The 13,463-nt window shown below is 41.8% G+C and carries 6 protein-coding genes; all 6 read left to right on the forward strand.

What is annotated here, in order from left to right:
* Positions 1 to 216: 216 nt before the first annotated feature.
* The 6 genes from U2P89_RS06270 (at position 217) to U2P89_RS06295 (ending at position 13,455) form a co-directional block, all read left to right on the forward strand.
* Positions 217 to 1,125, forward strand: a complete 909-nt coding sequence (locus U2P89_RS06270) for an AraC family transcriptional regulator (protein ID WP_092026219.1) — start codon at positions 217 to 219, stop codon at positions 1,123 to 1,125.
* 12 nt (positions 1,126 to 1,137) lie between these two features.
* Positions 1,138 to 3,417, forward strand: coding sequence for an alpha-L-rhamnosidase C-terminal domain-containing protein (locus U2P89_RS06275; RefSeq protein WP_322190947.1), 2,280 nt, complete (start codon positions 1,138 to 1,140; stop codon positions 3,415 to 3,417).
* A gap of 123 nt (positions 3,418 to 3,540) precedes the next feature.
* Positions 3,541 to 5,310 (forward strand): alpha-L-rhamnosidase C-terminal domain-containing protein, encoded by a 1,770-nt coding sequence (locus U2P89_RS06280; protein ID WP_416188620.1) that lies wholly within the window; start codon positions 3,541 to 3,543, stop codon positions 5,308 to 5,310.
* A gap of 588 nt (positions 5,311 to 5,898) precedes the next feature.
* On the forward strand, positions 5,899 to 8,955 hold the full coding sequence (locus tag U2P89_RS06285) for a TonB-dependent receptor (RefSeq protein WP_322190949.1): 3,057 nt from the start codon (positions 5,899 to 5,901) through the stop codon (positions 8,953 to 8,955).
* 99 nt (positions 8,956 to 9,054) lie between these two features.
* Positions 9,055 to 10,617: a RagB/SusD family nutrient uptake outer membrane protein gene (locus U2P89_RS06290; RefSeq protein WP_322190950.1), complete on the forward strand. Its 1,563-nt coding sequence runs from the start codon at positions 9,055 to 9,057 to the stop codon at positions 10,615 to 10,617.
* A 159-nt stretch (positions 10,618 to 10,776) separates the two neighbouring features.
* Positions 10,777 to 13,455 carry an alpha-L-rhamnosidase gene (locus tag U2P89_RS06295; protein ID WP_322190951.1) on the forward strand — a complete coding sequence of 893 codons (2,679 nt, stop codon included), beginning with the start codon at positions 10,777 to 10,779 and terminating at the stop codon, positions 13,453 to 13,455.
* Positions 13,456 to 13,463 lie beyond the last annotated feature (8 nt).

The following is a 13,463-nucleotide window of genomic DNA, read 5'->3' on the forward strand; positions in this document are numbered from 1 at the left end:
GCGAAGCGAAAATCGCTGACTTCCATTGAAAGTTTTAACAGGAAGCAATTGAAGCGAAGCGAAAATCGCTGACTTCCATTGAAAGTTTTAACAGGAAGCAATTGAAGCAAAGCGAAAATCGCTGACTTCTATTGAAAGTCTCAACAGGAAGCAATAGAATTCGGTTTATTTATGTAAATTTACGATCTAAAAAATGCAAATCTAAACAGACAAAACATGAGATTTAACGACTTAGGAATCGATTTTAAATACCTGTTAGTAAACGAAAAAGATAAAAAATTCGGGCTAACGGTCAACACCGTTGGTTTTCAGCCCATAGCACCTAATACGGTGTATCCGTCCACAGAGCATCCCAAAAGTTATTACTTCACCCCAAATAACGGACGTATTTTATCGGAATATCAAATCGTCTATATCAGTAAAGGGAAAGGATCCTTTTCTTCCGATTCGACGAAAAAGACAAACATTACCAAAGGCCAGGTTATATTCCTTTTCCCCGGCCAATGGCACACCTATTGTCCGCTCAAAGAGACCGGATGGAACGAATATTATATCGGTTTTGAAGGGAAGATCATCGATGATATTGTAGCAAACGGTTTCATATCTCCGGAGAATCAGGTTCTCAATGTAGGGGTGAACGAAGATCTCGTAAACCTGTTTTCTACAGCTATTAAAGTGGCTAAAGAGGATAAAACGGCTGCACAGCAGAATCTGGCAGGAATTGCATTTAATATCCTGGGTACGATTTTATCGCTGGCACAAAACAGGAACTTCGAATCTAAAGAATCCGCTCAGAAAATTGAACGGGCAAAAGTTATCATGATTGAAAACATCCATAAAAATATCGATATCAAAGGGATTGCTACCAACCTGGGGATCAGTTACTCTTTATTCAGGAAAGCATTTAAGGAGTACACCGGTTACGCCCCTGCGCAGTATTTTCAAGAATTAAAATTAAGAAAGGCCAAGGAGTTATTGGCTGAGACCAATTACTCTATAAAGGAGATTTCTTACGAATTGAATTTCAGTTCCTATGAATATTTTTTATCCTTTTTTAAAAAAAGAGTCGGAGTTACCCCTATGGAATACAGAAATTCAGGACGTATAAAACAAAACAACAACTAATTTCAGTCATTCATGCATATCAGAAAAATAATATTACCCACGATCCTGTATTTATTCTTGTCGATTACTGCCAACGCACAGGAGCCACCCGTTCCATACGAATTAACAGTGAATCTGTTATCACAGACCGAGCAGGTATATATAAACGGCTATCCTGTAACAACACCGATAGATAAAGTGGTTTCTCAAAGAGAGAATTTCCAGTTTACTGAAATAAGTACCCGCAAACCATTTTTCGGATGGGTAGTACCTTCCCGGGAAAAAAACACCCTGCAAACAGCCTATCGGTTATTAGTCGCATCAGAGAGGGATTTTCTGTTGAAAGATTCTGCTGATCTGTGGGATTCCGGAAAAGTGGAAGGGAATTGTTCTGTCAATATTCTGTATAACGGCAAACAACTTGAACCGGGAAAAGTCTATTTCTGGAAAGTAAAAACATGGGATCATCGTGGAGAAGAATCAGGGTTTTCCGGAATTTCGGCTTTTAAAACAGCTCAAAATCTAACCGATTACGCAACAGACCGGTATCCGATTCAGAAACAAGACGAATATCCGGTAAAAATAAACCGGATCGATGAGATGCGTTATTTTGCCGACTTCGGTAAAGCATCTTTCGGCAGAGTAAGGGTGAATCTATATTCCGACACCGGGACCGATAGTGTAACCATCCATTTGGGAGAAACAGAAAAAAACGGAGAGGTTAACCGATCTCCGGAAGCTTCCATTCGTTACTCCCAATACAAAATAAGACTTGATAAAGGCTGGAAAACCTATGTGGTCGCCATTCGTCCCGATAAAAGAAATACCGGGCCACAGGCTGTACTGATGCCGGAATATATCGGAGAAGTGACCCCATTCCGCTACTGCGAAATAGAAAATTATAAACATCCGCTAGAGGAAAAAGACCTGATACGGGAGACGGCTTTTTATCCGTTCAACGATTTCGACTCTCACTTCCACAGTGCCGACACAATACTCAACCAGGTTTGGGATATCAGTAAATATTCAATAAAGGCAACATCCTTCCTTGGTATTTATATTGACGGGGACCGGGAAAGAATTCCTTACGAAGCAGATGCACTGATTAACCAACTATCGCACTACGGCGTAGCCCGTGATTACAGCATGGCACGCTACACGCATGAATACCTGATACGGAAACCGACCTGGCCAACCGAGTGGCATCTGCAATCCGTTCTCATAGCATGGGAAGACTATATGTACACCGGTAATAAACTCTCGTTGGCACACTTTTATGAAGACCTTCAGGCAAAAACCCTGATAGCGCTCTCCGATGAAAGAGGTTTTATCAGTACCCGTACAGGCAAGGTAACACCGGAAGTACTTCAATCTATCCATTTCAACGGGCAGATACGGGATATTGTCGATTGGCCGCATACCGGTATTCTCGGATTGGAAAAGGAGGAAAGCGGTGAGACCGACGGATTTGTCTTCACCGATATCAACACGGTAGTCAATGCTTTCCATTACAGAACCCTGGTATTGATGGCGCAAATTGCAGAAACGTTAGGAAAGACAGATGATCAGAAATTCTATAACGAACGTGCTGCCAAATTGAAACAATCTTTCAATAAGCACCTTTTCGATAAAAAAAGAGGTGTTTATATTGATGGCATTGGTACAGACCATGCATCCCTCCATGCCAATATGTTTCCGCTCGCTTTCGGATTGGTCCCTGAAAACCGGATTAACAGTGTGTTGGAGTTTATCCGTTCCCGTGGAATGGCTTGTAGTGTATACGGTTCACAATTCCTGCTTGATGCCATTTATGATGCCCACGATGCCGGATACGGACTACAGCTGCTGACTTCTACCGATGAAAGGAGCTGGTATAATATGATTCGTGTCGGTTCTACAATCACACTCGAAGCGTGGGACAACAAATATAAACCCAATCAGGACTGGAACCATGCCTGGGGTGCTGCACCTGCCAATCTGATCCCACGGAAACTGATGGGAATAGAACCATTGGAACCGGGTTTCCGAAAGATACGGATCAAGCCGCAGCCTGATTCGCTGAAATCAGCTGAGATCAAACATCCGACCATCCGGGGTGATATAACGGCAAGCTTTATCAATGATCCGGGTCAATCGTTCCGGCTTGAAGTCGATATTCCGGCCAACACTACTGCGGAAATACACCTTCCTTTCTATTCCGGAAGGCAGACTTTACGCATCAATGGTCAACCGGTAAAATATAGAAGGAACGGAAACTTTTCAGTCATTGAGAATATTGGTTCAGGGAGATGGGACTTCACAGTTGAACGGTAAGCACCCCATCCCTTATGACGTTGCAGACGAATGATTGCCAATCGGCAATTACTAATTACTAATTACCAATTCTCCATTTTCAATTTTCAATTTTCAATTACAAAGTCTTTACTCCAAAATAATATGAAATCTTACTTATTCCTTATAATTTTTTTCTTTCTTTTAGCGGAAAACGTTCCGGCTCAAAAATACTTGGCAGAAAGAACCTTTCAGGGACAACTGGTCGAGGATGAAATTACAAGAGCATATCTTACCCCTGTAAAAATAGTCTGGCAATCGGACAATAAAAATAATCAGGTGAAGAATTCGGAAGTGCTCCTGACACAATTCGACGGACAGCTCTCTACCAGTGGAGAAGGCATGTGTCTCCTTCGGTCGGACGATGAAGCACAGGCTTCGATTCTGCTGGATTTCGGAAAAGAACTGTACGGCGGAATAGAAATTGCAGCCGCGATAAGAGGCGAGAAAAAGCCGGTGCGAGTACGTATCCGTTTGGGAGAGTCGGTTTCGGAAGCCATGAGCGATTGTATTGACAACAGTGTTCCGGGCATGGGTTCAGCCACCAATGATCATTCTTTAAGAGATTACACACTGGAACTTCCCTGGCTGGGAACCGTAGAGGTGGGGAATTCCGGATTCCGGTTTGTACGAATAGATCTGTTGGATAAAGGTGTTGAACTGCCGCTACGATCGGTAAGAGCGATCTTCCGGTACAGGAATATCCCTTATCTGGGTTCATTCAAATGCAATAACGAACGACTGAACGAAATATGGGAAACGGGAGCCTATACCGTTCATCTGAATATGCAGGAATACCTATGGGACGGAATAAAAAGAGACCGGTTGGTATGGCTGGGAGACATCCATCCGGAAATCATGACTATAAACACCGTGTTCGGAGATCACGAAGTGGTGAAAAAAAGTCTCAATTTCGGAAGGGATACTACTCCCCTACCCGGATGGATGAACGGGATCTCCTCCTATTCATTGTGGTGGGTAATTGCACATCGCGATCTTTACCTGTATCATGGGGATTTGGATTATCTGAAAGAACAGCAGGACTATCTGTCGTCTTTGATCCGTCAGATCATTTCAAAAATAGGGCCGGACGGCAGGGAAAATCTCGATGGAGGGCGTTTTCTTGATTGGCCTACGGCCAGAGATTCCAACGTGATCCATGCCGGACTCCAGTCTTTAACGATGATGGCTTTGGAAGCAGGAAAGGATATTGCCGGATGGTTAAATGACAGGGAACTCAATAATGTATGTATAAAAGCATCTGAATCACTACATAAACACCTTCCATCCGATCATGGGAATAAACAGGCAGCCTCATTACTCACATTGGCAGGGATGTTGGCTCCCAATCAGGCTTCTCCGGTTATACTCAGAAACGGGGCCACTGATTTCGCAACCTTCTATGGCTATTACATGCTGGAAGCATTGGCGAAAGACGGTAAATACAGGGAAGCAATGAATATTATCACCGATTATTGGGGAGCAATGCTCGATTTGGGCGCCACCACCTTCTGGGAAAATTTCAATTATGAAGAACGATTGAATGCCTTACCGATCGATCAACTTCCTGACCCATCGAAGTTCGATATTCATGCCGACGGGGGCGATCACTGCTATATCGGCCTCAGGGCCAGTCTCTGTCACGGATGGGCATCCGGACCAACCGCCTGGTTAACGGCACACGTATTGGGGATCCAGGTGATCGAACCGGGATCCAAAGTGATCCGTATACGTCCGAACCTGGGAGATCTCTCTTTTGCAGAAGGATCATTCCCTACTCCATATGGCGTCGTAACGGTAAAACATGTAAAGCAAGCCGATGGAAAAGTAGTAAGCGATATTGATGCACCGAAAGAGATAAGGACCATTCGGTAATCTGAAACAATGAATCCATTTAGCAAATGGAAAGTTGTTATTTAGGCTCAAATCTAATACCATATAAGAATATCCATATATGAATGCGTCAAAATGCTCACTCAGTGATACAGGTACAAGATAAGTACAATATCCTGCATTCCCATTTTAACATAAAAAATCATTCTATACAGTCTTAATACCATTTTTTACAGTTATAAACAATACACATCCTTTATATTTGCAATATATTAAAAAGTGAAATGGCACCAGTAAATTGTATCATTCTCCGGAAAAATAATCTATATCCAACTATTATAAAGATAGTTACAGATAAAATTTTTCCCCCCCCCCCCCCCCGTTAACTAAAATTAACATTATCGATATCAATAATAATCCCCTCCTACTTGCCAATGCGAATAGGAGAAAATCCGTATGTCATCCTATGAAGACAGTTCTAATTCATTCCTCTGATTATCAGATAAAAACTCTAATAATGGAAAGCATTCCAGTATGAAAGTAATTATAAGATAATATCCCAAAAACATTAAACAATTCTAAAATTTCATACAGATTCGAATTATTAATCTAAACAAATGAAAAAATGAAATGAAAAGGAAAATTTTAAATCTGACGAAAGGAATATTGATCACACTATCGTGGTTATTTTCCGTATGTGTGCTTGCCCAGAATGTAACAGTAAATGGCACGGTTACAGACGGTTTGGGAGAAGTATTGATTGGTGTAACGGTACAAATCCAAGGTACAACTACTGGTACGACAACCGATATTGACGGTAACTTTTCACTTCCAAATGTACCTCCTAACGCGACTTTGGAAGTGTCGTATGTGGGTATGCAAACACAATTAATTGATGTGGCAGGAAGAACATCCATACATATTACTTTAACAGAAGATACTGAAATATTAGATGAAGTAGTGGTAATTGCTTATGGAACGCAAAAAGCACGTTCGGTAACCGGAGCTATGAGCAGAATCAACACAGATGAGTTAGTTGATATGCCTGTGGCAAATATTACACAAAAAATGCAAGGTAAGTTTGCAGGGGTTCATATTTTAAACAACTCCGGAGAACCGAATGGAAATCTTTCTATTCGTATTCGCGGACAAGCTTCCATCAATGCGGGAAATAGCCCTTTAGTTGTAATTGATGGATTTCCTACAAGCTCGGGATTGGAAACGCTATCGCCTGATGAAATTGAATCTATCTCAATCTTAAAAGATGCAGCCTCAACTACCCTATATGGTTCACGTGCTGCCAATGGCGTTATCCTCGTTACTACCAAACAAGGAAGAGTTGGAAAAACAGATATTTCCTTTAATGCTACTTATGGAGTTGAAAATGTTTCCAGCAGGGGTATGCCAGACGTAATGAACGCACAGGAGTTTGCCCAATTTAAAAAAGAATACTATGAGGATGCACAGAGATATGAAGGTTCTACAACACCTGTTCCTGAACAATACGCCAATCCTTCATCTGTGACGCAAGGTACAGATTGGTATAAAGTATTACTACGTACAGCAAATTCACAAAACTATAATTTAGGATTACAAACAGGGACTAATGTGGTGCGTTCAGCCTTGAATTTAAATTATAACAATACAGAAGGTACAATCATAAACTCTTATGCAAAACGGTTCTCTGTTCGTTCTAATAATGAATTCAAAGCATCTGAACGAGTTTTATTTGGTGTAAACCTGTCAGGAGCTTATATTGACCGGCAAATACAGGACAATATAGGAATAGACCGTCAAATTATAGGATCTGCTTTTCTCATGGATCCTGCTTTAAAATATAAAAACGATGATGGTACATATCCTATCTCCTATTCTGCTCCGGGAATGTTTGCCAATGCAAATTATTATCTGGTATTGCGTGATCGAATGAACCCGACAAAGCATATTCGCGGAACAGTAAACGCTTATGGTCAAGTTGAAATAATAGATGGATTGAAATATCGTCTCAACGCCAATGTAGATGTGGGTAATTCCAGACAAGAGAAATGGGTACCATCTCATGTAAGCGGGGGAATGTTCTCAGCTCCACCCAATCCTGCATATGGATCTTATCACACATATAATTATGAGAACTGGCTTATCGAGAACATGTTAACTTATCAAAAAACATTTTTCGAAAATCATGACGTGGATTTACTACTTGGATACACTGCGCAAAAATCCCAAGACATATCATCCACTATTAACGCCTCCCAGTATCCCAGTGATGAAATAGGTTTTTTCAATGCAGCACAGACAAAAGTCGGGACCGGTAGCAAGTCTGCATGGAGCATGATATCCTGGTTGTCTCGATTAAATTATGAATATAGAAATCGTTATATTTTGTCATTATCTTTCCGTCGTGATGGTTCTTCGCGCTTCGGCTACAATGCACGCTGGGCTAACTTCCCTTCGTTATCTGTCGGGTGGGTCGCAAGTGAAGAAAACTTCATGAAGAATATTCAAAATCTTAACTTCCTCAAGCTTCGTGCCAGTTGGGGTAAAGTCGGAAATAATAACATCGGGAATTATACCTCCATTGCCTCTGTCAATAATGTAAATTATGTATTAGGAGGAGCCATTGTACCAGGGCGCCAATTAGGAAATATCGGGAATAATAATTTAACATGGGAAACTACAAGATCCTGGAACTTAGGTGTAGATCTCAGTGTATACAAAGACCGTATATTTTTCATGTACGATTATTATAATAAGATAACCGATGGACTTTTATATCAGATAGATATACCTTACTCATCCGGGTTTGGCAATATTCAATCAAATATCGGGGAATTTCATTTTTGGGGACATGAATTTACATTACAGACAAGAAATATGGTCGGGAAATTCAAATGGTCTACAGACTTCAATATTAGCTTCGACCGGAATAAAGCTGTAAAATTAGGCACCAATGATACCCCTATTGGAGGATACAATAATCAAGTGGACTATAACAGAACTGCAGTGGGAATGCCCCTGGGTATGTTCTACGGTTATGTATATGATGGAGTCTATATGACACAGCAAGAATATGATTCGCAACCAAAACATGCTACCTCAACTGTAGGTACGGTTCGTATGAAAGATATAAATGGAGATGGCGTTATAAATACTGATGATAAAGACTATATAGGTAATCCCAATCCAGATTTTTTGTACGGAATTACCAATTCATTTAATTGGAATAATTTTGACGCCAGCATTGTTATTGCCGGTTCTGTCGGTAATGACATAATTGATGCGACCTATGAATGGACAGAAAATATCGATGCCGTATTTAATGTACGCAAAGAAGTTGCAGAGCGTTGGCGCTCCGAAGATAATCCGGGAAAGGGGAAAATACCTCGTACTCTCACCGGGACTACGGAATTATTCCGGTATACCAACTCACGCTGGGTTTTTGACGGTTCCTATCTTATGGTAAAAAACATTACATTAGGATACACAATTCCTTTAAAAACCAATCCATATATAAGATCTCTCCGTCTTTATCTGACAGGACAAAATTTATTGACGTTGACAAAGTATCCGGGAATGAATCCCGAGGTAAGTCGCAGTGGTACAGGCGGATTAAATTTCTATGGTGTGGATCATACTGCCTATCCAGTTTCCCGTGTATACACTGTAGGAGTTAATGTGTCATTCTAAACAATAATCAGTTATGAAACGAGCATGAATATCATTACACCCAAGAAACATGATTATTGCGAGTTCCATACACCAACAAGGAAAAAATAAAATAATCGTATGAAAAAGATAATTATATTATTAATTGTAGGAGTATCTGTATTATTTTCATGTGATGAGGCTTTTCTCGATTTATATCCTGAAACCAGTATTACTTCTCCCTCTTTTTACAAGACAATGGATCATTTTGATCAAGCCTTAAATGCCACGTATACCGGCTTGCGTAATATCGCCGTAAATGGAATGTTTATGGACGAAATGAGATCAGACAATGCTTTTTATACTATTTATTATGGTGATCGTGGCCCATATAATGCATATGAAAAGCCTTGCTTATTCATCGATGATGAGGTTTCCGCTAATTCAGGCCCCATCAGGGATCGTTGGACTGTAAACTATCAAAATATTGCCAAAGCGAATACCATTATAGATAGATTAGATGCTTCGGAATTATCCGACGCTGAAAAAGCAAAAGTAAGAGCAGAGGCATTATTTTTACGTGCTTTCTATTATTTTGATCTCGTAAAATGCTTTGGGGGTGTTCCTCTCAATTTACATGAAGTAACATCATCAGAAGAGGCATTCTTACCCAGATCTTCCGTTGAAGAATGTTATACCCAAATACTCAGCGATTTAAATTCAGCCATTGATGTAGGATTACCCATTCCGGCCAGATTTCCCAATGATAATACCGGAAGAGCAACAATGGGTGCAGCTCGTATGTTACGTGCTTATGTGAATATGACTAAACCTAGTCCTGATTATACAACGGCAGAAATAGATTTAATAGAAATAACAAAAATGAACTATAAACTATTGAGCAGCTATGAAGACGTTTTTAATCCTCAAAATAAGAATCATGAAGAAATGATTTTCGATGTTCAATATACAGAAGATGGATCAACAAATCAATACAGTGTTTTTGCATGGAGGTTTGCACCCAAATGTAGCAACTTAATAGATATGATGGGAGTCGGCGGGTCTAATTACGCAGGTACCAGTGGAGGTTGGGTTGTTCCCACCAAAGAAATGGTGGACTCATACGAATCAGGGGACACCCGCCTACCAACATCTATCGTTGTTGTAGAAGGATATTCGGAAGGTGACAATTTTTATTTTGAACAAATTCGTGAGGCAAAAGATTATGTAGTACCTCCGGGGAAAGACTATCGCTATATGGTGAATAAGTATTTTAATCCACCCTATACATATAGTTTGCGTGCAAATGAAAATTTCCCGATTTATCGTTATGCCGGAGCATTGTTATTATTATCGGAATGCCTGGTGCGGCAGGGAAAGGGGTCGGAAGCATTACCCTTTATCAATCAGGTTCGTGCACGAGCTGGCATCTCCGCCTTAAGTAATGTTACCTTGGAAGATGTTGCTAATGAAATGCGCCACGAATTAGCTTACGAAAATCATCGATGGAGCGATCTCAAACGGACCGGCTTGGTCAAGGAAGTAATGACAGCACACGGGGAAAGGATTAAAGACCTCCACCCTTGGGTAAGAGCAACAAATAACGATGGATGCTTTATTATTGATGATTTTAGAATGATCTATGCAATTCCTACACGGGAGATAGATATCAATAATTTATTAGAGCAAAATCCAGGATATTAGAATGTAATTTATTATTTTTATGGCAGGTAACATGATTACCTGCCATAAAATTCATTTAATGTAAGGCCATCTAAAAACAGATAACTTGATCCTATAACCTGTAATTATATAAAGTAATCTCCTTTTACCAGAAATTAATAACCCAAATATATTCTACACATGATGACCTCCAGATTGTATATTAAATTAGTAACTTTAGTAGTAACTACCTTTATATTGGGATGCTCCACATCCCATGAATTCTCAATATCCGACCTTACGTGTGAAAGCTTACAAGATCCTTTGGGGATTAATACACTTCATCCCCGGTTTAGCTGGAAAAACAATTCCAACCGGCAGGGAGCAAGCCAAACGGCATACCAGATCCTGGTTGCCGACAACATCCAAAAGCTGAATGAGAATGAAGCCAATTTGTGGAACTCCAGAAAGATAGACTCCTCCGCGAGTGTCCTGATAGACTATGGAGGAAAGGTTCTCCATTCAGGACAATTATTGTTCTGGAAAGTACGCATTTGGGATGAGAACGGAAAGGAATCATCATGGAGTAAACCGGCCAAGACAAGTATCGGGTTACTCGACAGGGAGGACTGGATTGCCTCCTACATCGGATATCCATCCGAAAAGCGTTTCTATAGTTCTCCGCAACTGAGAAAAACATTTTCCCTCGAAAAAGTGGATAAAAAGGGTGCATATCTTCTGCATGTCAATTCACTCGGATACCACGAAGTATACATGAACGGAAAAAAGGTGAGCGATGATGTACTCTCGCCGGCGGTATCCCAGTTCGACAAGCGCTCGCTGATCGTGACATATGATGTGACGCCTTTCCTGAAGGCGGGGAACAACGATCTGGTTATCTGGCTGGGAAGTGGCTGGTACTCCGAAGGCCTTCCGGGTGTTGTAGGGGATGGCCCTGTCGTAAAGGCACAGATGGCATATGTTCATGAAAATACGATAGAAACGGTCTTATTTACAGATGCGTCCTGGAAAGGGAGAGACAGTGAATATTCCCATTTCAATGACTGGACGTGGGGTTATGGTGGAGAGATAGTTACCGGAAGCCTGGAAATCCGCAACAGAGTTTTTGAAACACCCGATGAACTGGACTGGGGAAGTGTCCTGGTCACAGAGATACCTGAACATCAGGTAAGACCACAGACTGCTGAGCCTAACCGAATCAGGGAGACCATACATGCTGCTAAGATAGAGAGAATCGACGACAATACCTTGCTGGTGGATATGGGAACTTCCCTCACCGGATGGTTCGACATAACCTTCCCCCCACTGGAGAAATCGCAGGAGATTGTCATGCAGTATGCCGATCACCTGACCGGAGAAGGAAAGTTACCGAATCAGAGGCAAACAGACAAATATATTGCCTCGGGCAGCGGAACGGAATCATTCATCAACAAGTTCAATTACCGCTCGTTTCGATATGTAAAGATCTCTAACCTGAAACAACCCATTCAGCTAACCGATATAAAGGGACATCTTGTCCATACCGATTTTGAGGTTGCCTCATCGTTCGAGTGTTCAGATGACGACATGAACCGTATCCACGACATGGTTGCCCACACGCTACGTTGTGTTGGGCTTGGAGGTTACCTGGTGGATTGCTCCCACCTGGAGAGGCTTGGGTACGGGGGAGATGGAAATGCGTCCACCCCGACGGCGCAAACCATGTTCAATCTCGCTCCGCTATACAGCAACTGGCTCCAGGCATGGGAAGATGTGATACGTGAAGACGGAAGCATGCCTCATACCGCCCCCAACCCGTTCTCCGCTGGAGGAGGCCCCTACTGGTGCGGATTTATTATCTCGGCATCATGGAACACCTACCAACACTACGGTGATCAACGCATACTCGAGAAATATTATCCCGTGATGCAAAAGTGGCTCGGCTATGTCGACAGGTACACCGTGGACGGGTTATTGAAAAGATGGCCAAACACCGAATACAGGAACTGGTACCTGGGAGACTGGGCCACCCCCGAAGGGGTAGGCAATCCCGATCATATCGATGAGAGATCTGTAGACCTGGTTAATAACTGCTATATCTCCATCTGCTTCGACCAGATGAAGAATATAGCCGGGATTCTGGGAAAAACGGAAGATGCAAAATATTACTCCGAAAAGAGGGATCAGTTAAACAGGATCATACACGATACTTTCTTTGACGGGGAACAGGGGTTGTATGCCACCGGCTCTCAAATCGACATGATCTTCCCGATGCTTGCCGGAGCAACTCCCGAAGAATTAAGGGAAGAACTGACAGGTACGTTGATAAAACGCACAAACAGGGAATATGGAGGCCATTTGAATACAGGTCTTGTCGGGATACCGGTAATGATAGAATGGGCGGCTGTCGCCGATCAGCCAGATTTTATCTACTCCATGCTGAAGAAGAAAACCTATCCCGGATATTTGTATATGCTGGAACAAGGCGCGACCGCAACATGGGAGCATTGGAACGGGGAAAGGAGCCGGATACACAATTGCTATAACGGCGTGGGACAATGGTTTTATCAAGCTATAGGAGGTATTCGCACTATCCCGGGAAAACAGGCGTACAGCGAATTCCTGGTCGATCCGCAAATCCCGGAAGGAGTCAACTGGGCTAAAACTACCCAAATGACACCGTACGGAAAAATAGTGGTTAATTGGGAACTCCATAACGAAAAGATGACCATGGAAGTAGAAGTGCCGGTCGGTTCAACCGCAAGACTCACTCTTCCAAAAGGTACAACGGCTATTCATATAAACAATGAAGTTATGCCGGCTTCAAACGATACTATTCGTTTAATAAGTGGAAAGCATTTTGTAGAATATATTCTTTGAGAACCAAC

The sequence above is a fragment of the Proteiniphilum sp. genome, from assembly GCF_034331125.1.
In the GTDB taxonomy this organism is placed as follows: Bacteria; Bacteroidota; Bacteroidia; order Bacteroidales; family Dysgonomonadaceae; genus Proteiniphilum; species Proteiniphilum saccharofermentans.